The organism is Acerihabitans arboris (assembly GCF_010131535.1).
GTDB lineage: Bacteria > Pseudomonadota > Gammaproteobacteria > Enterobacterales > Enterobacteriaceae > Acerihabitans > Acerihabitans arboris.
In genome coordinates this window covers 357,193-379,384 of the sequence record NZ_WUBS01000002.1, presented here as the reverse complement: position 1 = coordinate 379,384, position 22,192 = coordinate 357,193, and the positions used below count along the sequence as shown (strand labels likewise).

Annotated in this window: 20 protein-coding genes; 19 read left to right on the top strand and 1 reads right to left on the bottom strand. The window is 58.6% G+C overall.

Annotation, left to right across the window (positions count from 1 at the left end; all coding sequences use genetic code 11):
• The first annotated feature begins 11 nt into the window (after positions 1-11).
• The 13 genes from mltG (at position 12) to GRH90_RS03885 (ending at position 11,688) form a co-directional block, all read left to right on the top strand.
• Positions 12-1,025: an endolytic transglycosylase MltG gene (gene mltG, locus GRH90_RS03945; protein ID WP_162364584.1), complete on the top strand. Its 1,014-nt coding sequence runs from the start codon at positions 12-14 to the stop codon at positions 1,023-1,025.
• On the top strand, positions 1,015-1,656 hold the full coding sequence (gene tmk, locus GRH90_RS03940) for a dTMP kinase (RefSeq protein ID WP_162364583.1): 642 nt from the start codon (positions 1,015-1,017) through the stop codon (positions 1,654-1,656). Before mltG ends, tmk begins: the two co-directional genes overlap by 11 nt.
• Entirely contained in the window at positions 1,653-2,657 is a 1,005-nt protein-coding gene (gene holB / locus GRH90_RS03935) for a DNA polymerase III subunit delta' (RefSeq protein WP_162364582.1), read from the top strand. Before tmk ends, holB begins: the two co-directional genes overlap by 4 nt.
• Positions 2,658-2,668: 11 nt before the next feature.
• On the top strand, positions 2,669-3,466 hold the full coding sequence (locus GRH90_RS03930; RefSeq protein ID WP_162364581.1) for a metal-dependent hydrolase: 798 nt from the start codon (positions 2,669-2,671) through the stop codon (positions 3,464-3,466).
• 173 nt (positions 3,467-3,639) lie between these two features.
• Positions 3,640-5,076, top strand: a complete 1,437-nt coding sequence (gene ptsG / locus GRH90_RS03925; RefSeq protein WP_162364580.1) for a PTS glucose transporter subunit IIBC — start codon at positions 3,640-3,642, stop codon at positions 5,074-5,076.
• 158 nt (positions 5,077-5,234) lie between these two features.
• Entirely contained in the window at positions 5,235-5,585 is a 351-nt protein-coding gene (gene hinT / locus GRH90_RS03920) for a purine nucleoside phosphoramidase (protein WP_162364579.1), read from the top strand.
• A 43-nt stretch (positions 5,586-5,628) separates the two neighbouring features.
• Positions 5,629-6,006: a YcfL family putative periplasmic lipoprotein gene (locus tag GRH90_RS03915; protein ID WP_162364578.1), complete on the top strand. Its 378-nt coding sequence runs from the start codon at positions 5,629-5,631 to the stop codon at positions 6,004-6,006.
• 21 nt (positions 6,007-6,027) lie between these two features.
• Positions 6,028-6,606, top strand: coding sequence for a penicillin-binding protein activator LpoB (lpoB, locus tag GRH90_RS03910; RefSeq protein WP_162364577.1), 579 nt, complete (start codon positions 6,028-6,030; stop codon positions 6,604-6,606).
• A complete protein-coding gene (gene thiK, locus GRH90_RS03905) occupies positions 6,593-7,453 on the top strand; it encodes a thiamine kinase (protein WP_162364576.1) in 861 nt (286 codons plus the stop codon). The genes lpoB and thiK overlap by 14 nt, the downstream gene beginning before the upstream one ends.
• Positions 7,454-7,464: 11 nt before the next feature.
• Positions 7,465-8,508, top strand: a complete 1,044-nt coding sequence (nagZ, locus tag GRH90_RS03900) for a beta-N-acetylhexosaminidase (protein ID WP_162364575.1) — start codon at positions 7,465-7,467, stop codon at positions 8,506-8,508.
• Between the two features lie 38 nt (positions 8,509-8,546).
• Positions 8,547-9,089, top strand: a complete 543-nt coding sequence (gene ycfP, locus GRH90_RS03895; RefSeq protein ID WP_162364574.1) for an alpha/beta hydrolase YcfP — start codon at positions 8,547-8,549, stop codon at positions 9,087-9,089.
• A gap of 320 nt (positions 9,090-9,409) precedes the next feature.
• Positions 9,410-10,717 (top strand): NAD(P)/FAD-dependent oxidoreductase, encoded by a 1,308-nt coding sequence (locus tag GRH90_RS03890; RefSeq protein WP_162364573.1) that lies wholly within the window; start codon positions 9,410-9,412, stop codon positions 10,715-10,717.
• A gap of 431 nt (positions 10,718-11,148) precedes the next feature.
• Positions 11,149-11,688 (top strand): glycine zipper 2TM domain-containing protein, encoded by a 540-nt coding sequence (locus GRH90_RS03885; RefSeq protein WP_162364572.1) that lies wholly within the window; start codon positions 11,149-11,151, stop codon positions 11,686-11,688.
• 134 nt (positions 11,689-11,822) lie between these two features.
• On the opposite strand, the gene mfd is transcribed toward GRH90_RS03885, so the two are convergent.
• Positions 11,823-15,272, bottom strand: a complete 3,450-nt coding sequence (gene mfd, locus GRH90_RS03880) for a transcription-repair coupling factor (RefSeq protein ID WP_162364571.1) — start codon at positions 15,270-15,272, stop codon at positions 11,823-11,825.
• A 211-nt stretch (positions 15,273-15,483) separates the two neighbouring features.
• On the opposite strand from mfd, the gene lolC reads away from it, so the two are divergent.
• The 6 genes from lolC to pepT all read left to right on the top strand — a co-directional run bounded on the left by lolC (position 15,484) and on the right by pepT (position 22,183).
• Entirely contained in the window at positions 15,484-16,686 is a 1,203-nt protein-coding gene (lolC, locus tag GRH90_RS03875) for a lipoprotein-releasing ABC transporter permease subunit LolC (RefSeq protein ID WP_162364570.1), read from the top strand.
• Complete coding sequence (gene lolD, locus GRH90_RS03870; RefSeq protein ID WP_162364569.1) at positions 16,679-17,386, top strand: lipoprotein-releasing ABC transporter ATP-binding protein LolD; 708 nt, start codon at positions 16,679-16,681, stop codon at positions 17,384-17,386. The genes lolC and lolD overlap by 8 nt, the downstream gene beginning before the upstream one ends.
• A complete protein-coding gene (gene lolE / locus GRH90_RS03865; RefSeq protein ID WP_162364568.1) occupies positions 17,383-18,630 on the top strand; it encodes a lipoprotein-releasing ABC transporter permease subunit LolE in 1,248 nt (415 codons plus the stop codon). The genes lolD and lolE overlap by 4 nt, the downstream gene beginning before the upstream one ends.
• A gap of 44 nt (positions 18,631-18,674) precedes the next feature.
• The gene (gene cobB / locus GRH90_RS03860) at positions 18,675-19,505 is read left to right on the top strand and encodes a Sir2 family NAD+-dependent deacetylase (protein ID WP_162364567.1); all 831 of its coding nucleotides are present in this window, start codon (positions 18,675-18,677) and stop codon (positions 19,503-19,505) included.
• 700 nt (positions 19,506-20,205) lie between these two features.
• Positions 20,206-20,631 carry a membrane lipoprotein lipid attachment site-containing protein gene (locus GRH90_RS03855; protein WP_162364566.1) on the top strand — a complete coding sequence of 142 codons (426 nt, stop codon included), beginning with the start codon at positions 20,206-20,208 and terminating at the stop codon, positions 20,629-20,631.
• Between the two features lie 304 nt (positions 20,632-20,935).
• Positions 20,936-22,183: a peptidase T gene (pepT, locus tag GRH90_RS03850; RefSeq protein WP_162364565.1), complete on the top strand. Its 1,248-nt coding sequence runs from the start codon at positions 20,936-20,938 to the stop codon at positions 22,181-22,183.
• Positions 22,184-22,192 lie beyond the last annotated feature (9 nt).

Below are 22,192 nucleotides of genomic sequence, written 5' to 3'. Positions count from 1 at the left end.
CGAGCTATAGAATGAAGAAAACGTTTTTTATCATAGTGTTAATTCTTGCCGCGGGCTTGGCGTTTTGCCTGTACCAGATCAAGCATTTCGCCGCCTCGCCGCTGGTTATCAAGCAAGAGACCATCTTTACCTTACCCGCCGGCACCGGACGCGAGGGGCTGAAAGCCGCGCTGCGCCAGCAGCATATCATCAAGCGCACCCGCTGGCTGCCCGCCCTGTGGCAGCTGGAGCCGGAGCTGGCCAGCTTCAAGGCCGGGACCTATAGGTTGATGCCCGGCATGACGGTGCGCCAGATGCTGGCGTTATTAGCCAGCGGACGGGAAGCCCAGTTTTCGATACGTTTTGTCGAAGGGTCCACGTTTAAGGAATGGCTGGCGATCCTGGGCAAGGCGCCTTACCTGAAACATACCCTGGACGGCGTTGCGCCGGAAGACATTGCCCAGCGATTGGGGAGGGATCCGTTATCCCCGCTGGAAGGGCGCTTTTATCCCGATACCTATCTGTACACCGCGCAAACTACCGACGTCGCGCTGCTCAAGCGCGCCGGGCTGCGGATGGATAAAACGCTGGATGAAACCTGGCAGGGCAAGGCGCCGGGGCTGCCGTATAAAACGCCGGTGGATTTACTGACCATGGCCTCGATCGTGGAAAAAGAGACCGGATTGCCGGATGAACGTCCCAAGGTGGCCTCGGTATTTATTAACCGCCTGCGCCTGAGCATGCGCCTGCAAACCGACCCCACGGTAATTTACGGCATGGGGGAGAGCTATAAGGGCGCCATCACCAAACAAGACCTGGCGACGCCAACGCCGTATAATACCTACCTGATTACCGGGCTGCCTCCCGCGCCCATCGCGATGCCCGGGCAGGCTTCGCTTGCGGCGGCCGCGCACCCGGCCAGGACGTCGTATCTTTATTTTGTCGCCGACGGCAAGGGCGGGCATACTTTCAGCACCAACCTGGCGAGCCATAATCAAGCCGTACAGCAATATCGTGAAAGCGTAAAGGAAAACCATGCACAGTAAATTCATCGTGATCGAAGGGCTCGAGGGGGCGGGGAAAACCAGCGCCATAGCCGTGCTGGTGGAGACGCTTCGCCGCCGTGGCATCACCGATGTGGTTTTTACCCGCGAGCCGGGCGGCACGCCGCTGGCGGAGGCGCTGCGCCGGTTAATCAAGGACGGCATCGATAACGAGGTGGTGACCGATAAGGCGGAGCTGTTGATGCTGTACGCGGCGCGGGCGCAGCTGGTCGAGAATGTCATCAAGCCCGCGCTGGCGCGCGGCGCCTGGGTGATTGGCGATCGCCACGATCTTTCATCCCAGGCTTACCAGGGCGGCGGCCGCGGGATCGACCCCGATCTGCTAACGGCGCTGCGCGATTTGGTGCTGGGGGATTTTCGTCCTGATTTAACCCTTTACCTGGACCTGCCGCCGGTTATTGGCCTGCGGCGGGCAAGGGCGCGCGGCGAGCTCGATCGCATCGAGCAGGAGTCGCTGGCCTTTTTTGAACGCACCCGGGCACGCTACCAGGCGCTGGCCGCGGCGGATGACAGTATCATGACCGTTGATGCCGGCCGCCCGTTGGCGCAGGTCAGTGAAGCGCTGCGCGCCCGTTTGGACGGCTGGCTTGACGCGCTGGAGCCACAGCTGTGAAATGGTATCCGTGGCTGAATACGCCCTACCGGCAAATTCTCGCCCGTTACCAGGAGGGCAAAGGCCACCATGCCCTGCTAATCCATGCGCCGAAGGGCAGCGGCGAGTCCTCGCTGTTCTACGCCCTGGGCCGCTGGCTCATCTGCCAGCAGCCGGAGGGCATCAAAAGCTGCGGCCGCTGCCACAGCTGCCGGCTGATGCTGGCCGGCACGCATCCCGACTTTTACCAGCCGGAGCCGGAGAAAGGGCGATTAAGCCTGGGCGTGGACAATATCCGCCAGATTATCGACCCGCTATACAATCATGCGCAGCAGGGCGGAGCCAAGGTGGTCTGGCTGCCGCACAGCGAAATCTTAACCGAACAGGCGGCCAATGCGCTGCTCAAGACCTTGGAAGAGCCGCCCGAGCGCACCTTCTTCCTGCTCGGCTGCCGCGAGCCGTCGCATTTGCTGCCGACCCTGCGCAGCCGCTGCCTGTACTGGCATCTGCCGCCGCCGGAAGAGCCGGTTGGGCTGCGGTGGCTGCAGCAGCAGGGCAACGCGTCGCCGGAACAGGCGCGCACGGCGCTGCGGCTTGCCAGCGGCGCGCCGGTCGCCGCCCTTGATTTGCTGCAGCCGGCCCGGTGGGCGGAACGTTCAGCGCTGTGCGACGGCCTTAAGCGCGCCCTCGACGCCGGCGATTTCCTGCCGCTGCTGCCGCTGCTGAACAAGGACAAGGACGACGAGCCGTTATATTGGTTGCTCAGCCTGCTCACCGATGCCCTGAAATGGCAGCAGGGCGCCGCCGATTTTATGCTCAACCAGGATCGGCTGCCGCTGGTGGGCGAGCTTGCCGGCCGGTTCCAGGCGGGCACCCTGCATCATCAATTGCATCAATGGCTGGAGTGCCGCCGGCAGTGGCAGGAGATTGCCGGCGTCAACCGCGAGCTGCTGTTGACCAATCAATTACTTAACTGGGAAAATGACGCGCCGGACGGGCGTACCCATCCCTGGACTTTATAAAAGGTAATGCCATGTTTTTAGTCGATTCCCACTGTCATCTGGATGGGTTGAATTACGATACCCTGCACCGCGACGTCGCCGACGTGGTGGCCAAGGCCAAGGCGCGGGATGTCCATCTGATGCTGGCCGTCGCCACCACCCTGGCGGGTTTTCGCAAGATGACCGAACTGATTGGCCGGCGCGGCGAGGTGCTCATGTCGTGCGGCGTGCATCCGCTGAACCTGGACGAACCCTATGATTTTGCCGAGCTGCGAAGCCTGGCCGCCGGCGATAACGTGGTCGCCCTGGGCGAGACGGGATTGGATTATTTTTACCAGCAGGATAATAAAGCCGAGCAGCAGACGGCGCTGCGCGAGCATATCCGCATCGGCCGGGCGTTGAACAAGCCGGTTATCGTGCATACCCGCTCGGCCCGTGACGATACCCTGGCTATCCTGCATGAAGAGCAGGCGGGGGAGTGCGGCGGCGTCCTGCACTGTTTTACCGAGGATACCGCTACCGCCAGGATCCTGCTGGATCTGGGCTTCTATATCTCCTTCTCGGGCATCGTGACCTTTCGCAACGCCGAGGCGCTGCGCGAAGCGGCGCGTTATGTCCCGCTCGACCGGCTGCTGGTCGAGACCGACTCCCCGTACCTGGCGCCGGTGCCTTACCGCGGCAAGGAGAACCAGCCGGCCTATGTCCGCGATGTGGCCGATTTTATGGCCGGCCTGAAAGGCGTGACGGTGGAGGCGCTGGCGCAGGCGACCACCGCTAATTTCGGCCGGCTGTTCCATGTGGATGCCGAACGCCTCGCCGTCCGTGGCTGAGGCGGGCGGTCTTTTCAGCGAAACGTGATTGTTATCAAACACCCGCCCATCGATTTATTTTACACTGCGTAATAAATAAAGGGCCGTCGCCGGCCCACAAGATAAAAGCCCGCGTGGCTTTTGTCCGCGCCATGGCGCGGGCGGATTCGGCATTAATAGGAGCACTGATCATTATGTTTAAGAACGCATTTGCCAACCTGCAAAAAGTAGGTAAATCGCTGATGCTACCGGTATCCGTGTTACCGATCGCGGGGATCCTCCTGGGCGTCGGTTCCGCTGAATTCAGCTGGATACCTGCCGTTATTTCCCATGTCATGGCCGAGGCCGGCGGTTCGGTCTTTGCCAATATGCCGCTGATTTTCGCCATCGGCGTGGCGCTGGGGTTCACCAACAATGACGGCGTCTCCGCCCTGGCCGCGGTCGTGGCTTACGGCATCATGGTCAAAACCATGGCCGTGGTGGCGCCTTTGGTGCTGGGCCTGCCGGCGGCGGAAATCGCCGCCAAGCACCTTGCCGATACCGGCGTGCTGGGCGGTATTATCTCCGGCGCCATTGCCGCCTATATGTTCAATCGCTTTTATCGCATCAGGCTGCCCGAATACCTGGGCTTTTTTGCCGGTAAAAGGTTCGTGCCGATTATTTCCGGCCTGGTCGCCATCCTGCTCGGCGTGGTTTTGTCCTTTATCTGGCCCCCCATCGGGTCGGCTATCCAGGAATTCTCCCAATGGGCGGCCTACCAGAATCCGGTGGTGGCTTTTGGTATCTACGGCCTGGTGGAGCGCGCGCTGGTGCCCTTCGGCCTGCACCATATCTGGAACGTGCCTTTCCAGATGCAGGTCGGCGAGTTCACCAATGCCGCGGGCCAGGTGTTCCATGGCGATATTCCACGCTATATGGCGGGTGACCCTACCGCGGGCAAGCTGTCCGGTGGTTTTCTGTTCAAAATGTACGGGTTGCCGGCCGCCGCGATTGCCATTTGGCATTCGGCGAAACCGGAGAATCGCGCCAAAGTGGGCGGCATCATGATTTCGGGCGCGCTGACCGCGTTCCTGACCGGCATTACAGAACCCATTGAATTTGCCTTTATGTTCGTGGCCCCGATCCTGTACGTGATCCATGCCATCTTGGCCGGCCTGGCGTTCCCTCTTTGTATCCTGCTTGGGATGCGCGACGGCACCAGCTTCTCCCACGGCCTGATCGACTTCATCGTGCTGAGCGGCAACAGCAGCCGCATCTGGCTGTTCCCGGTAGTGGGCATTATCTACGGCCTGGTTTACTACACCCTGTTCCGGGTGTTGATTGTCAAGCTGGACCTGAAAACCCCAGGGCGCGAAACCACCGGCGGCCAGCAGGTTGCCCAGGGCGGCACTGAAATGGCCGGCGCGCTGGTCAAGGCCTTCGGCGGCCGGGACAATATCACCAATCTGGATGCCTGCATTACCCGTTTGCGTATCAGCGTGGCGGATATCTCCAAGGTCGATCAGCCGGGACTGAAACTGCTGGGCGCGGCCGGCGTCGTGGTGGCGGGTTCCGGTGTGCAGGCCATCTTCGGCACCAAGTCGGATAACCTGAAAACCGATATGGATGAATATATGCGCCATATGGCGTGATGATTGCGCCTTAACCAACCGGTGTGACCGAAGGGAGGTGAAAGCCTCCCTTTGTTTTGCCGCCCGCCGATGTAATAAAACCATCCCGAGGTTGAAAGAATGGGTGTAAGTCGCTCATACTCCATGCACTAACCTGTTTTGATACAAGGAAAGACGTCATGGCTGAAGAAACCATTTTTAGTAAAATCATCCGCCGGGAAATACCCGCGGATATCGTTTATCAAGACGAACTGGTCACCGCCTTTCGCGACATTACCCCTAAGGCGCCAAGCCATATCCTGATCGTGCCCAATATCCTGATCCCAACCGTCAACGACGTCACGGCCGAGCATGAAGCGGCGCTGGGCCGCATGTTTACCGCCGCCGCCAAAATTGCCGAGCAGGAAGGTATCGCCGAGAACGGCTTTCGCCTGATAGTCAACTGCAACCGCCACGGCGGACAGGAAGTCTATCATCTGCATATGCATCTTCTTGGCGGCAGGACGCTCGGGCCGCTGGTCAGTTATTAAACGGCAAAAGAGCGATCGGACATACGAGCGTTAGGGGAATTCCATGCGTTTTGCGCCACCGTATTTAGCCATGCTGTTGCTTATCACGGGATGTACCGCCAGTAATAATAAGACGCTGATGATTAACGATCGGCAAACGCTGGTCATGGACCCGTCGGTACTGACGGCGGGCATCACCGCCGAGGCGCCCGCCATCGGTGACGATCGGGGCCGCCGGCGTGCCCATGCCACCATCAACAACGGACAAGACCACGCCGTCACCGTTAATTACCGGTTTTATTGGTATGATCCACAGGGGCTGGATATTTTACCTTTCCCCGATACCCGTACGTTGGTCATCCCGCCGGGAACCGATGTCACCGTTGAATCCATCAGCGGTAATCTTGAGGCCAGGCGCGTTCGCCTCTATCTTTTTTTGTAACCTGAGTTTGAGTAATGGATGATGAAAAAGTATCTTTTTGTCGTGTTAGCCGCACTGGTGCTGACCGGGTGTCCGACGCGGGCGCCGGAACCGGAGCAGCCGCCCGCTACCATCGAACCGGCGCAGCCGGTACCCACTCCGCAGCCGGTGCCGCAGCCGCAGCCGGTACCGACCCCGCCAAAAATCAGGACCCTTGATTGGCAGGCCAGCGTCGATCCGCTGGTCAAGCAAATGCTTGGCGCCCAGGGGATTGCGCCGGGCAGCGTATTGTTAATAAATAGCATGAAAAACAATACCAACGGCAGCGTCCAGACCGGTAAAGCCACCGCCGCGTTGTACAGCGCCCTGGCGTCGAATAGCACCTTCACCGTCATCAGCCAGGAACAGATGGCGTCTGCCAAGCAGACGCTGGGACTGTCGGTGGACGATAGCCTGGAGTCGCGCAGCAAGGCGGTGGGGCTGGCGCGTTATGTTAACGCGCAGTATGTGCTCTACAGCGATGCCAATGGCGATGCCAAACAGCCGGAAATCGAGATGCAGTTGATGCTGGTTCAGTCAGGCGAGATCGTCTGGTCGGGTAAAGGGCTTGCGCAAGAGTAGGCTTTCCCTTGACGAGCTGTTGACGCAGGTATTACCGCAGGCGGATGCCGCCGGGTGTCTGGTGGAGCCGGTTGATGGCCTGACCGGCGCCAGTTGGCGCATCCGCGCCGCGGGCGTGGACTGGCTGGCGCGTGAAGCCTCGCCGTCTAAACAACTGCTGGGCGTGGATCGGCGCCGGGAGTTTCGCCTGCTGCGGCGCTTGCCCGCCGGCACCCCGGCGCCGGCGCCGCGTACCAACCGGGCACAGTGGTTGCTGGTGGATTGGCTGCCCGGTGAAACCCTGCCCGAGGCGGGCTGGCAGGCGGAGATGGCCGGCGGGGCACTCGCGGCACTACTGGCGCAATTGCATCGCGGGCCGCGCTACGGTTATCCTATTGCCCTGCGCGCCCGTTATGCCGCCTATTGGCAGGCCAGCGATCCGTCACGCCGCTGTCCGGCGTGGCTGCGGCTGCAGCAGCGTTTCATGCGCGCCAAAATGCCCTCGACGCTTAGCCTCGCGCCGCTGCATATGGATATCCATCCCGGCAACGTGCTGCGCGGGCGGGACGGCGGGTTGCGGCTGATTGACTGGGAATACGCCGGCGACGGCGATATAGCCCTGGAGCTGGCGGCGCTGTTTCGCGGCAACGGACTGGACGGACGCCGGCAGGCCGGCTTTCTGCTCGCCTACCAGGCCCGCTCGCCCGGTTATGCCCAGGACGTTCTCCGCCGGCGGATTGCCGCCTGGGCGCCCTGGGTCGATTACCTGATGTTGATGTGGTACGAAGTCCGCTGGCGGCAAACCCGTCAACGGCAGTTTTTACAGTATGCTGCGCCGCTGCGTCGCAATTTGGGTTTACCGTTCTGAATGAGGTCGTCGTGGGTCCATTGATGTTAGATGTCGCCAGCTATGAGCTGGATAATGAAGAGCGAGAAATACTGCGGCACCCCACGGTGGGCGGCGTCATTATATTTACCCGTAACTATCACGATCCCGATCAGCTGGCGGCGCTGGTACGGCAAATCCGCCGGGCCTCCCGCCGGCGGCTGGTGGTGGCGGTGGATCAGGAAGGGGGCCGGGTGCAGCGTTTTGGCGCAGGCTTTACCCGCTTGCCCGCCGCGCAGGCTTACGCGGCCCTGCGTCCCATGCCAGAGGCCATTGCGCTGGCCCAGGACGCCGGTTGGCTGATGGCGTCGGAAATGATTGCCATGGATATCGATATCAGCTTTGCGCCGGTGCTGGATATCGGTCATGGCAGCCTGGCCATCGGCGAACGCGCCTTCCACCACCAGGCGGCACCCGCCATCGAGCTGGCCGAAAGTTTTATCAGCGGCATGCATCTGGCCGGCATGAAGGCCACCGGTAAGCATTTTCCCGGCCACGGCGCGGTCACCGCCGACTCCCATAAGGAAACGCCGGTCGACGGACGTCCGCTTGCCGAGATTCGCGCCCATGATATGCAGGTGTTTGGCACGCTTATCGAGCGCGGCGCGCTGGATGCCATCATGCCCGCCCATGTGATCTATACCGAGGCGGACCCGCTGCCGGCCAGCGGTTCGGCCTTTTGGCTGCAACAGATCCTGCGCCGCGAGCTGGGTTTCGGCGGCATCATTTTTTCCGATGATTTATCCATGGAAGGCGCGGCGGTGATGGGCGGTTACGCCGAGCGCGCGCAGGCGTCGCTGGATGCCGGCTGCGATATGATCCTGGTGTGCAATAACCGCGCCGGCGCGGTCAAGGTGCTGGATAATCTGTCGCCGATCAAAGTCGGCGCCGTCGAGACGTTATACCATCGTGGAGTCTGTTCCCGTAAAGAGCTGCTCGGTTCCCCGCGCTGGCGGCAAATCCATCAACAGCTTACGTTGCTGTCCGGACAGTGGACCGAGGAGAAACAGCGACGGGAAGAATCACCAGACCGCTGACGTTCAGCGTCCTGACTTATTTAGCGACGAGGATAGTGATGATCATCTATTTGCACGGTTTTGATTCCAATAGTCCCGGTAATCATGAAAAAGTGCTGCAGCTCCAGTTTATCGATCCCGATGTCCGGCTGATAAGCTACAGCACCCGTCACCCGCGCCACGATATGCAGCATCTGTTGAAAGAAGTGAACAAAATGCAGCAGTTGACCGATGACGAACGCCCGCTTATCTGCGGCGTCGGGCTGGGGGGCTTCTGGGCGGAGCGCATCGGGTTCCTGTGCGATATGCGCCAGGCGATCGTCAATCCGAATTTATTTCCCGAAGAAAATATGCCGGGCAAAATCGATCGTCCGGAAGAATACGTGGATATCGCCACCAAATGCGTGGGCAATTTCCGCGAAAAAAATCGCGATCGTTGCCTGGTATTGCTATCGCGCAATGACGAGGCGCTGGACAGCCGTCGCAGCGCGGACCTGCTGGGACCTTTTTATGAGATTATCTGGGACGATGATCAACAGCATAAATTCAAGAATATCTCCCCGCATCTGTTGCGCATCCAGGGGTTCAAGGCGCTGGGCTAAGCGCCCGACGCCATCCGTGCCAGCGCCAGGGTACCCGCCCGCCATGGGTGCCCGGCAACGTTTTATCACTATCCTCCCTGCGGCAGCGCGTCGATTCGCTGCATTTTCTCCTTGTGTTCCCAATAGTTAAAAACCAGCGTGCTTTAGATTGATAATATTACTGATGCTGCAAAATTGATTTATATCAATTTTGGTATGACCAAATGACCCAACATGATAATCTTGCGGAAGCAATAGTTTATTTTTAACGTAACCATGTGTTTTGTAAGGGTATTTGCATTTACCCTTAGTTAACGGTTGGTTTACATTTGGAGGTTATTTTGTCATCACCCCTAAAGCAAATTGTCATCGTTGGCGGCGGCGCCGGCGGCCTGGAATTGGCCACCCGTCTGGGTTCAGCCCTGGGACGCGGCAAAAAAGCGGACATTACCCTGGTGGACCGCAATCACAGCCATCTTTGGAAACCCCTGCTGCATGAAGTGGCCACCGGATCCCTGGACGAAGGCGTGGATGCCATCAGTTATCTGGCCCATGCCCGTAATCATCACTTTTTTTTCCAAATGGGCAGCCTGAGCAATATCAATCGTGAAGAGAAAACGCTGCAGCTGGACGAAATCCGCGACGCCCAGGGCGATCTGCTGGTGCCGGTGCGCCAGCTGCATTACGACATCCTGGTCATGGCGCTGGGCAGCGTGTCCAACGACTTCGGCACCGCCGGGGTAAAGGAAAACTGCATTTTCCTGGACAGCCCGGCCCAGGCACAGCGTTTCCATAATGAAATGCTTAACCTTTTCCTCAGGTTTTCCACCCAGCCGCACGGCGCGGAAGCGCGGGTTAACATCGCCATCGTCGGCGGCGGCGCCACCGGTGTGGAACTGTCGGCCGAACTGCACAACGCGGTACAGGAACTGCACAGCTACGGTTTCAAAGGTCTCGACAACCAGGCGCTGAACGTGACCCTGGTCGAGGCGGGCGAGCGTATCCTGCCGGCGTTGCCCGCGCGCATTTCCGCGTCGGCGCACCATGAGCTGGGCAAAATGGGCGTGCGGGTCCTGACGAAAACGCTGGTGACCAGCGCCGGACCCGACGGCCTGTCCACCAAGGACGGTGAATTTATCCAGGCGGAGCTGATGGTCTGGGCGGCGGGCATCAAGGCGCCGGATTTCCTTAAGGATATCGCCGGGCTGGACACCAACCGGACCAATCAGCTGCTGGTTGAGCCGACATTGCAGACCACCCGCGATGCGTCCATTTTCGCCATCGGCGACTGCGCGTCCTGTCCGCAGGCGTCCGGCGGTTTTGTGCCGCCGCGCGCCCAGGCGGCGCACCAGATGGCCAGCCTGGCGTGCGGCAATATCCTGGCGCTGTTAAAAGGCCGGGAACTGAAAGCGTACGTCTATAAAGATCATGGCTCCCTGGTCTCGTTGTCCAGGTTCAGCACCGTGGGCAGCCTGATGGGCAACCTGATGCGCGGCTCCATGATGATAGAAGGCCGTATTGCGCGCGCAGTGTATATTTCGCTTTACCGCATGCATCAAGTTGCCCTGCACGGCCTGTTCAAGACCGGCCTTATCGTGCTGGTGGGGCGGATTAACCGCGTAATAAGGCCGCACCTGAAACTCCATTGATGTCATGTGCGCGCCATGGGGCGGCCGGAAGCGGGCCGCTTCCCCCCCATGGCGCGTCCCGTTTCAACACGGCTGACGCGGGTGCGGTAATAGCCATCCTGTCTGACGAAGCGCCGCCTGACGCTCTGTATTAGCGACGCTTATCCTTAGCTTTAAATGCCGGTAATCTTGCCTAATCCTCTAGGAATGCTCCCAAACCGGCATTTAACTGTAGCAAAAACCTTCCTTTTAGCTATTAGTCTTATTGCCGCTATCGCTGCGTTTGTGCAGACTGCGCTGTATCCGGCCGGCGATTCACGCACGCCGCGCCGAATGAATATATCTGCTCTGTTTTCCGCCAGCGTCCGGAGAGGACATGCCCAAGATGGCCTGCCTCTGGGAACCGGTAGCTGCCAGTGAATGCGTGGGTTAATACTTCAGGAGGATTCCCCATGAATAAATCAATGTTAGCCGGCGTTGGCATTGGGATTGCCGCGGCATCAGGCATCGCGGCGGTTGCCGGACTGGATATGTTCTCCTCTGGTCCCAAATATGCCCAGGTGGTCACGGCGACGCCCATTAATGAAACCATCAAGACCCCACGCCAGGAATGCCGCAACGTCACCGTTAGCCGCCGCAGGCCGGTGCAGGACGAAAATAAAATTGCCGGCTCGCTGCTCGGCGCGGTCGCGGGCGGCGTAATAGGGCATCAGTTCGGCGGCGGGCGCGGCAGGGACGTGGCGACGGTCGCCGGGGCGTTGGCGGGCGGTTATACCGGCAACCAGGTGCAGGGTAACCTGCAGGATCGGGATACCTACTCCAGCACCCATCAGCGGTGCCAAACGGTTTATGACAAGTCGCAGAAGCTGATGGGTTACGATGTTACCTACAAAATCGGCGACGAACAGGGCAAAATCCGTATGGATCACGACCCGGGTACCCAGATCCCGCTGGATGGCAAAGGCCGCCTTGAGCTGAATAAACAGGCCTAGCGGGCAGCCGCGACAACGTCCTGAATAACATTACACAGGCCTGTAAAACAGGCCTGTTGATTATCCCCTCGATGCCGGGATCTCCGGCCCGGAGCCGGACCCGGCGGGGTAGCCACAGACGGGCACGATGGTGATCAGGCGGGAACCTGATGCTGATCCAATCCCGCCAGCAGTTGCTCCACATATTGCAACCGTTCCAGCCGTTCGGGCAGGGCCTTGATAAACTTCAGCCGCGTCGGACCGTCCAGCCGGAAGGTCTTGGGGTCGCGCTGCAGCAGGCCGATGAGATAGACCGGATCCACGCGGTTTTTTTCGCTGAACTCAATAAACCCGCCTTTTTCGTTGCCTTCAATGCGCTTGATGCCGAGTTTGCGCGCCCGCTGCCGCAGGGCGGTGATGTCCAGCAGGTGGCGCGCCGGGTCGGGCAACCGGCCGAAACGGTCGATCAATTCCACCTTCAGCTCTTCTATTTCCCGGCTGTCGGGGGCGCTGGCGATGCGTTTATAGAAGGATAAACGGGTATTGACGTCGGGAATATACTCTTCCGGCAGCAGGGCGGGCATCCGCAACTCAACGTCGGTCAGTTGGCTGGTTAAATCTTCCAGCGAAGGCTCCCGTCCGGCCTTGAGCGCTTCGACCGCGCTTTCCAGCAGTTCCATATACAAGGAGAACCCGATGGTCTGCAACTGGCCGCTCTGGTCCTCGCCCAGCAGCTCGCCGGCGCCGCGGATTTCCAGATCGTGGGTTGCCAGGGCAAATCCGGCGCCCAAGTCCTCCAGCGACGCTATGGCCTCCAGGCGTTTTAGCGCGTCCTGGCTTAGGGCTTTTGGCGGCGGAGTCAGCAGGTAGGCATAGGCTTGGTGATGGGACCGGCCCACGCGACCGCGCAGCTGGTGCAATTGCGCCAGCCCGAAATGGTCGGCGCGCTCGATAATGATGGTATTGGCATTGGCGATATCGATGCCGGTTTCAATAATGGTGGTGCAGACCAGGACATTAAAGCGCTGATGGTGGAAATCGTTCATCACCCGCTCCAGGTCACGCTCGCGCATCTGGCCGTGGCCGATGGCGATACGCGCTTCCGGCACCAGCTCCTGCAGGCGGTGGGTGGCTTTTTCGATATTCTCCACATCGTTATAGAGATAATAGACCTGGCCGCCGCGCAGTACTTCGCGCAGGATGGCTTCGCGCACCACCAGGCTGTCGTATTCGCGCACAAAGGTTTTTACCGCCAGGCGGCGTGCGGGCGGCGTGGCGATGATGGACAAATCGCGCATACCGCTCATGGCCATGTTCAGGGTGCGCGGTATGGGCGTGGCGGTCAGGGTCAGGATGTCGACGTCGGCGCGCATCGCCTTGATGCGCTCTTTGTGGCGTACCCCGAAGCGATGTTCCTCGTCGACAATCAGCAGGCCCAGATCGCGCCATTTAATTTCGCTTTGCAGCAGCTTATGGGTACCGATCAGGATATCCACCTTGCCTTCCACCGTCTGTTCCAGCACCTGCGCCTGATCTTTGGCGCTGCGAAAGCGCGAAATCATCTCGATGCGCACCGGCCAATTGGCAAAACGGTCGCGGAAATTATCAAAATGCTGCTGGGCGAGCAGGGTGGTCGGCACCAGCACCGCGACCTGCTTGTGATTTTCAATGGCCAGGAAAGCGGCGCGCATCGCCACCTCGGTTTTGCCAAAACCCACGTCGCCGCACACCAGGCGGTCCATGGCCAGCGGCTGGCACATATCGCTCAGCACCGCGTTAATGGCCTGCGCCTGGTCCGGCGTGGGCTCAAAGGGGAAACCCTCGCAGAACAGCTGGTAGTTTTCGCGGTTTTGCCGGAAGGCGAAGCCCACCTTCGCCGCCCGCTGGGCGTAGATATCCAATAGCTCGGCCGCCACGTCGCGTACCCGCTCCGCCGCTTTTTGCCGGGCGCGGGACCAGACGTCGCCGCCCAGCTTATGCAAGGGCGCATTTTCCTGCGCGCCGCCGGAATAGCGGCTGATCAGATGCAGCGATGACACCGGCACATACAGTTTGTCGTGACCGGCGTAGGTCAGGATCAGGTATTCCGCCTTGATGCCGCCGGCCTCCAGGGTGGTCATGCCGCCGTAGCGGCCCACGCCATGCTCCAGATGCACCACCGGCTGGCCCGGGCGCAGTTCCGCCAGGTTGCGGATCAGGGTATCGGCATTAATTGTGCGGCGGTTGTCCTGGCGCCGGCGGCTTACCCGTTCCCCCAGCAGGTCCCCTTCGCAAATCAGGGCGCGCCCGCGGAAATAATCGATGAAACCACGTTCGCTGGCGCCGATAATCAGGTAGTTGCCGGGACCGGCGGCATCGTCGAGCCGGGCAATTAATTTCGGGATGATCTTGATGCGCGCCAGCAATTCCTGCAGGGTTTCCCGCCGACCCTCGCTTTCCACCGAGAAAATCACGCGGCCGTCGAACTGCTCGCAGAACTGACGCAATTTATCCATCGGCGCCTTGTTTTGCGCTTCCACCGCCAGGTCCGGCAACGCCTGGTATTCCATATTGATATTGGCGGCTTTCGCGTCCAGCCGAACGCCCGTCAGCTGCACGCGCGGCCAGTTTTTCAGTTCATTGAACAGTCCGTCGACCCGCAGCCATAGCGTTTCGGGCGCCACCAGCGGCCGCATGGGGTCTACCCGGCGATTTTCATAACGCGCAAGGGCATCCAGCCAGAAACGTTCGGCACCGGCCGCCAGATCGCCGGTGTTGACCAGTAGGGTACTGGCCGGCAGATAGCTGAACAACGCCGGCAGCGGTTCGCTGAAAAACAGCGGTTGCCAATATTCGATGCCGGGCGGCAGGGTGCCTTTGCTCACCTGCTGGTAGATATGTTCGGCGTCGCGCCTGACTTCGAACTGCTCGCGCCACCGGCTGCGGAATAATTCGATGGCCGCCTTATCGGTGGGGAATTCATGGGCCGGCAGCAGGTTGATATGATCGACCTCCTGCAATGTGCGCTGGCTGTCGACATCAAAGATGCGCAGGCTATCGATTTCATCATCGAAAAAATCGATGCGATAGGGTTCCTCGCTGCCCATGGGATAAAGATCGAGCAGGGCGCCGCGGGTGGCGAACTCACCGTGCTCCATCACCTGGTCGACGCTGCGGTAGCCGGCCTGTTCCAGCTGTGCGCGCAGTTTATCCCTCGAGAGGCGCTGGCCCTTTTTCATCACCAGCGCGTGGCCATGCAGGAAGGAATGCGGGCATATCCGTTGCATCAGGGTATTGATCGGCAGGATGATGACCCCGCGCTCCATCGTCGGCAGTTGATACAATGTCGACAAACGATCGGATATGATTTCCTGGTGCGGGGAAAAATTGTCGTAGGGCAGCGTTTCCCAGTCGGGCAGGGTAATCACCGGGTGGCGGGTGAACTGCCGGATTTCGTCATGTAGCCGCAGGGCGTTTTGCATATCCGGCGCCACCAGCATCACGGGGCCGTGGTAGCGATCGACAATGGCGGCGCATTCTACGGCGCAGGCGGCGCCGGTGAGTTGACCCAATAAACGTTGTTCACCGGGCTTGGTAGGTAAGGTATAACGATATTGTTCGGACATAAACTGTGGTCAGATCTCTTCTCTTGCGCCGGGGACCAATGCGATATGGACTGTGGCGAAACGTGCATGCATTGAGCATGATGGCTTATGTTTGGCAGCCTAACAAGAATAAAAGCAGGTTGTAGCGGCGGTTAGTAGTTCCATAATAGGGTACGACCCTTTATTATCCTTGATCACTTTGCTTTGGCAACCGGCATCAAAACGGAATTCAATGTATCAACCTGTCGCATTATATATTGGCCTGCGCTACATGCGCGGGCGGGCATCAGACCGCTTCGGGCGCTTTGTCTCCTGGTTATCCACCATCGGCATCACTCTCGGCGTCATGGCGCTGGTCACCGTGCTATCGGTGATGAACGGATTCGAGCGTGAGCTGGAAGGCAACATTCTTGGTGTCATGCCCCAGGCATTGATCACCACACCCGGCGGATCGCTAGATCCTAAACGCATTCCGCCCTCGGCGCTAGCGGGACTTCAGGGCATCAGCCGCATCGTGCCGCTGACCACCGGCGATGTGGTGCTGCAAAGCGCGCGCAGCGTCGCCGTCGGGGTTATGCTGGGCGTCAATCCGCAGGATCCCGAACCGCTGGCCCGCTACCTGGTCAATATCCGGATGGACGCGCTCCAGCCCGGCGGCTATAAGGTCATCCTCGGCGAGCAACTGGCGGGGCAACTGAGCGTTAAACGCGGCGACCAGCTGCGGTTGATGGTGCCCGGCGCCAGCCAGTTCACGCCGATGGGGCGTATTCCCAGCCAGCGCCTGTTTACCGTGGCCGGCACTTTCGCCGCCAACAGCGAGGTGGACCAATATCAGTTGCTGGCCAACCAGCAGGACGCCTCGCGCCTGATGCGTTACCCGGCCGGCAATATCACCGGCTGGCGCCTGTGGCTGCAAAAGCCGCTGGACGTCGAGGCGGTCAGCCGCCAGCGACTTCCGGAAGGCACCCAATGGAAAGATTGGCGCGAGCGCAAGGGCGAGCTGTTCCAGGCGGTGCGCATGGAAAAAAACATGATGGGCCTGCTCTTGAGCCTGATTGTGGCGGTGGCGGCGTTTAACATCATCACCTCGCTCGGCCTGCTGGTGATGGAAAAACAGGGCGAGGTGGCGATTTTGCAGACCCTCGGCCTGACCCGTCGCCAGGTGATGCTGGTGTTCATGGTGCAAGGGGCCGGCGCGGGCATTATCGGCGCGCTGCTGGGCACCGGCCTGGGCGTGCTGCTCGCCAGCCAGCTGAATAATTTGATGCCGGTGATTGGCGCCTTCCTTGACGGCGCCCAGTTGCCGGTCGATATCGATACCCTACAGGTAACGACCATTGCCGTGCTGGCAATGGTCGTGGCGTTACTCTCCACGCTTTACCCTTCCTGGCGCGCGGCCGCCGTTCATCCCGCTGAGGCTTTACGTTATGAATAATGCTCCTTTGTTGCAGTGTAACAATCTGAGTAAGCGTTATCAGGAAGGCAAGTTGTTTACCGAAGTGCTGCGTGATGTGACTTTTTCGATGCTGCCCGGCGAGATGATGGCCATTGTCGGTAGCTCTGGATCGGGTAAAAGTACGCTGCTGCATTTACTGGGCGGCCTGGACGAGCCGACCTCCGGCGAGGTTATTTTTGAAGGCCATCAGCTCACCGCCTTATCCTCCCAGGCGCGCGCTGAGATCCGTAACCGCCGGCTGGGTTTTATCTATCAGTTCCATCATTTGCTGCCGGATTTTACCGCGCTGGAAAATGTCGCCATGCCGTTGCTTATCGGCGGCACCGCGCCGCAGCAGGCAAAGGCCACTGCGCGGGAAATGCTGGCCTCGGTCGGGCTTGAGAAACGCGGCCACCATCGTCCCTCCGAGTTATCCGGCGGCGAGCGGCAGCGGGTGGCGATAGCGCGCGCCCTGGTCAACCATCCGGCGCTGGTGCTGGCCGACGAACCTACCGGCAACCTGGATCAACGCACCGCCGACAGTATTTTTGAACTGCTTGGCGAGCTGAACATGCGCCAGGGCACCGCGTTTTTAGTGGTTACCCACGATCTGAACCTGGCGCGGCGCCTGAATCGCCAGCTGGAAATGCGTGACGGTCAGCTGCAGCCGGACGGCGACCTGCTGGGAGCGCGCGGATGAGAGGTTTCCCGCTTTCGTTGCAAATTGCCCTGCGTTTCAGCCGCGGCCGGCGCCGCGGCGGCATGGTATCGCTGATTTCAATTATCTCCACCGTCGGCATCGCGCTCGGCGTGGCGGTGCTGATTATTGGCCTGAGCGCCATGAATGGTTTTGAGCGCGAGCTGGATAACCGTATCCTGGCGGTGGTGCCGCACGGCGAAATAGAGCCGGTCAATGCGCCGTTTACCGACTGGCCGGCGATATTAACCCGCATTGAAAAAGTGCCGGGCATCGTCGCGGCGGCGCCTTACGTCAATTTCACCGGCCTGGTGGAACGGGGCGTCAAGCTTAAGGCGATCCAGGTCAAAGGTGTCGATCCGCGCCAGGAATCCCGTTTGAGCGCGTTGCCGCGTTATGTCCAGGGTAATGCCTGGCAGGATTTCAGCGCCGGCAGGCAGCAAATTATTATCGGCCAGGGCGTGGCGCAGTCCCTTGATGTTAAACAGGGCGACTGGCTGACCGTGATGATCCCCAACAGCGATCCGCAGATGAAACTGCTGGAGCCCAAACGCATCCGTTTGCAGGTGAGCGGCATCCTGGCCCTGAGCGGCCAGCTGGATCACAGCTTTGCCATGGTGCCGCTGGCGGATGCCCAGCAATATCTGGATAAAGGGCAGGACGTCAGCGGCATCGCCATCAAGGTGGATAATCCGTTTATCGCCAACAAGCTGGTGCGGGACGCCGGCGAGGTGACGCAAACCTACGTGTATATCCGCAGCTGGATGGGCACTTACGGCTATATGTACCGGGATATCCAGATGATCCGCGCCATTATGTACCTGGCCATGGTGCTGGTGATCGGCGTGGCGTGTTTTAACATCGTCTCCACCCTGGTGATGGCGGTCAAGGATAAAAGCACCGATATTGCGATATTGCGTACCCTCGGCGCCAAAGACCGGCTAACACGTGCTATTTTTATTTGGTATGGCCTGCTTGCCGGACTGACGGGCAGCCTCAGCGGCGTGGTGGTGGGCGTGCTGGTGGCGCTTAACCTGACGGATATGATCAAGGGAATCGAGCGTTTGCTGGGGCATAATTTATTGTCCGGTGATATTTATTATATCGATTTTCTGCCTACCGAGCTGCACTGGCTGGACGTGGCTAGCGTGTTGGGCACGGCGCTGTTGCTCAGCCTGCTGGCCAGCTGGTATCCGGCCCGGCGGGCGAGCCGTATCGATCCGGCAAGAGTACTCAGCGGTTTATAAGTGCCTAGCGGCCAATCAGAGCCATGCATTAAGGAATTAGCAGCATGCGAATACATCGCCGGTTAATCCGGTTTCGTAAAAGTAAACGGCTCAGGCAGCAACGATTGCGCTCACGTATTTTTCACCGTGACATCATGGCGATAACCAAGATGAAAAAACCTTTTGTAGTGGTGCTTACCGGCGCCGGGATCTCTGCTGAATCGGGTATCCGTACATTCCGCGCCGCCGACGGCCTGTGGGAAGAGCATCGGGTCGAGGACGTCGCCACCCCGGAAGGTTTCCAGCGCGACCCGCAGCTGGTGCAGGCCTTCTATAATGCCCGCCGCCGCCAACTGCAGCAGCCGGAGATCAAACCGAACGCCGCCCATCTGGCGCTGGCGGAGCTTGAGCAAACGTTGGGCGATAATTTCCTGCTGGTGACGCAGAATATCGATAACCTGCACGAACGGGCCGGCAGCCGGCGCATTATCCATATGCATGGCGAGCTGCTGAAGGTGCGCTGCGTCAGCAGCGGCCAGATCCTGGACTGGACGGAAGACGTCACGGAAGCCGATCGTTGCCATTGCTGCCAGTTTCCGGCGGTGCTGCGCCCGCATGTGGTCTGGTTTGGCGAGATGCCGCTGGGCATGGATGCAATTTATGACGCAATCGGCAAGGCGGATTATTTTCTGGCTATCGGCACCTCCGGCCATGTCTACCCGGCGGCGGGTTTTGTCCATGAGGCGCGGTTAGGCGGCGCCCGCACGGTGGAGCTCAACCTTGAGCCCAGCCAGGTGGAGAGCCAGTTTGAGGAGCGGATCTACGGCCCGGCGAGCGAATGTGTCCCGGCGTATGTGGATAAATTTATCGCAGGGTTTGTGGGGCAACGGGGATAAAGGGGGATTGGCCTGCGGCGGGGAATGTTTGCCGTGGGCGGGGCGGTGTTTGGTGGGACGGTGAGGGTTTAGCTTGCCGTGAGCGGCGGAGCCATATGCCGCCCAAGGTCAAAATCTACTTCAAGGTCAAAATCTACTCCTAGGTTAAAGCCAATATCAGGGTTAAACCTGCATCAGGGTCAACATCTGATCCTGGGTTAAAGCCAACCCCAGAGTTAAATCCTGCTTCACATTATTGAATGGTCATTGGATCATAAGAGCTGGGTGACATGGGACCGGCTATTTCAGTTGTCGATAATGGCGGTATTAAACGCTTTTTATTTACACAGAAGCGATATATTAATATGCGAAAATTCCCGGCTTGAGGGAAAAAATTGCTTAAATCCCGTTATTTAAGATTTAGTGCTTCGTTGTAACGCGCACCGGTGACTTTACACGTCCGTAAATACGTCGTTATCCAGACAAATTCTCGCGTCCTTCTTTTCACGCTATCGAGCGTGGCTTACCATTTATTGACATTCCTCACACTTTTTTTACAAAGGTGGAAAATTTTAATTATTATAAATCAATGAATAGCACGTGACCCTAGGAATATTGGAGATAAATTGTTGGCTGTTAATTAAATTTATGTTACAAAAATTTATGATTGGTTTAGCGTATTTGTTTTTCTTGCTTACTATGGAAATATCAGGAGATAAAAATGAAAAAGGTTTTTTTTGGCTTACTGATGGTTCTCGTGCTCTCAGCTTGCTCAGGTGGAATGATGGGTGGAGAAGATAAATTCAGCACGTCTTATGTCGAGTCTCATATTGTGAAGGGCAAAACTACGCAACAGGAAGTGCAGCGTTTGTATGGCGTACCCGATACGAATGAGAAATCATCCAATGGCGTCACTTGGGTTTATCGTAAAAGCGGTAATTTAAGCGATGCATCCAGTTTGACAGGTTATATCCCTGGTACCGGGGCGATTTCCAGCGCGTTAGGGTTGGCTGGGGCGGCAAATTCAGCATCTTCACAAGCTAATAAGGTATCCGGAAAAATGAGTGGCAACACTGAAATTCATGGCGACCGTTTTTATGTCACTTTTGATAATAATAATATCGTGGACTACTGGAGCCTTAATTAACCGCTATTTGGCTTAAAACCACGTTCCGGCAGGGGCGAAGGACCTGCCGGCCCTTCGTCGATTGGCCGCACGGGGGCAACATAAACCTCCCGCTGGCGGCAAGCGAAACGTCGCCCATCCCGCACATGCGAAGATAGCTAACCCCCGCATCACAAGTAAAACTTAAACAATCCTCAATAGTATTAGGCTATGCTAAGCCAATTACGCTTTTTTGCAGGTCAAAACAATGAAAACTGACCTGACACAATATTTGAAAAATCATCGCTACCCATAATAGGAGCCAGTGATGCGACAGGCGGAAAAAATGGACAAATTACTCGATCGTTTTCTACATTATGTTTCCTTTGATACCCAGTCCAAACCGGGGGTTAAACAAGTACCCAGCACCGAAGGGCAATGGAAACTGGCTCATGCGCTGCAGGAAGAACTTTCTTCACTGGGGTTTGAGCAGGTGACGTTAAGCGATCACGGGTGCCTGATGGCAACCTTACCCTCCAATGTCGCTTGGCCGGTGCCGGTTATCGGCTTTATTTCCCATATGGATACCGCTCCGGACTTTACCGGCAAACACGTCAATCCGCAGATTGTCGAAAATTATCGCGGCGGCGATATCGCCTTGGGCAACGGTGATGAGATCCTTTCGCCGGTGATGTTCCCGGTATTGCATCAGCTGATGGGCCATACCCTGATCACCACCGATGGCAAAACGTTGCTCGGGGCTGATGATAAAGCCGGCATTGCGGAGATTATTACCGCCATGGTGCGCATTAAGGCGAAACAGATCCCCCATGGCGATATTCGTATCGCGTTTACCCCCGATGAAGAAGTCGGCAAGGGCGCACAGTTTTTTGATGTCGAGCGTTTTGGCGCGGAGTGGGCTTATACCATGGACGGCGGCGGTATCGGCGAACTGGAATACGAAAACTTCAACGCCGCGTCGGTGCTGGTGAAAATTGTCGGTAACAATGTTCATCCCGGCACCGCCAAAGGGGTGATGGTCAATGCCCTGACGCTGGCCGCGCGTTTTCACCAGCAGATGCCGGCCGACGAAACGCCCGAGACCACAGAAGGCTACGAGGGGTTTTATCACCTCAATAGCATGAAAGGCAGCGTTGACCGGGCTGAGATGCATTACATCGTGCGTGATTTTAACCGCCAGCGCTTTGAGGCCCGTAAGCAGTTTATGATCACCACCGCCGAAACGCTGGGCAAGGGCCTGCACCCGGATTGTTATATTGAACTGACTATTGAAGACAGCTACTACAATATGCATGAGCAGGTGGCCCGGCATCCGCATATTATCGAACTGGCGCAGCAGGCGCTGCGTGACTGCGGTCTTGAGCCGGTGATGAAACCGATTCGCGGCGGCACCGACGGCGCACAGCTGTCGTTTCGCGGTTTGCCGTGCCCGAATTTATTTACCGGCGGTTATAACTACCACGGTAAACATGAATTCGCCTCGCAAGACGGCATGGAAAAAGCGGTCCGGGTGATTATGCGTATCGCCGAGCTGAGCGCGTTGCGCGCGAAAGGCATGCCGCGTAAGTTGTAATGGCCGTTC

Excerpts from the sequence above, each read along its gene's own strand:
- mltG (WP_162364584.1), top strand. The coding sequence starts at position 12 with ATGAAGAAAACGTTTTTTATCATAGTGTTAATTCTTGCCGCGGGCTTG.
- tmk (WP_162364583.1), top strand. The coding sequence starts at position 1,015 with ATGCACAGTAAATTCATCGTGATCGAAGGGCTCGAGGGGGCGGGGAAA.
- GRH90_RS03930 (WP_162364581.1), top strand. The coding sequence starts at position 2,669 with ATGTTTTTAGTCGATTCCCACTGTCATCTGGATGGGTTGAATTACGAT.
- ptsG (WP_162364580.1), top strand. The coding sequence starts at position 3,640 with ATGTTTAAGAACGCATTTGCCAACCTGCAAAAAGTAGGTAAATCGCTG.
- hinT (WP_162364579.1), top strand. The coding sequence starts at position 5,235 with ATGGCTGAAGAAACCATTTTTAGTAAAATCATCCGCCGGGAAATACCC.
- GRH90_RS03915 (WP_162364578.1), top strand. The coding sequence starts at position 5,629 with ATGCGTTTTGCGCCACCGTATTTAGCCATGCTGTTGCTTATCACGGGA.
- lpoB (WP_162364577.1), top strand. The coding sequence starts at position 6,028 with ATGAAAAAGTATCTTTTTGTCGTGTTAGCCGCACTGGTGCTGACCGGG.
- ycfP (WP_162364574.1), top strand. The coding sequence starts at position 8,547 with ATGATCATCTATTTGCACGGTTTTGATTCCAATAGTCCCGGTAATCAT.
- GRH90_RS03885 (WP_162364572.1), top strand. The coding sequence starts at position 11,149 with ATGAATAAATCAATGTTAGCCGGCGTTGGCATTGGGATTGCCGCGGCA.
- mfd (WP_162364571.1), bottom strand. The coding sequence starts at position 15,272 with ATGTCCGAACAATATCGTTATACCTTACCTACCAAGCCCGGTGAACAA.
- lolC (WP_162364570.1), top strand. The coding sequence starts at position 15,484 with ATGTATCAACCTGTCGCATTATATATTGGCCTGCGCTACATGCGCGGG.
- lolD (WP_162364569.1), top strand. The coding sequence starts at position 16,679 with ATGAATAATGCTCCTTTGTTGCAGTGTAACAATCTGAGTAAGCGTTAT.
- lolE (WP_162364568.1), top strand. The coding sequence starts at position 17,383 with ATGAGAGGTTTCCCGCTTTCGTTGCAAATTGCCCTGCGTTTCAGCCGC.
- cobB (WP_162364567.1), top strand. The coding sequence starts at position 18,675 with ATGCGAATACATCGCCGGTTAATCCGGTTTCGTAAAAGTAAACGGCTC.
- GRH90_RS03855 (WP_162364566.1), top strand. The coding sequence starts at position 20,206 with ATGAAAAAGGTTTTTTTTGGCTTACTGATGGTTCTCGTGCTCTCAGCT.
- pepT (WP_162364565.1), top strand. The coding sequence starts at position 20,936 with ATGGACAAATTACTCGATCGTTTTCTACATTATGTTTCCTTTGATACC.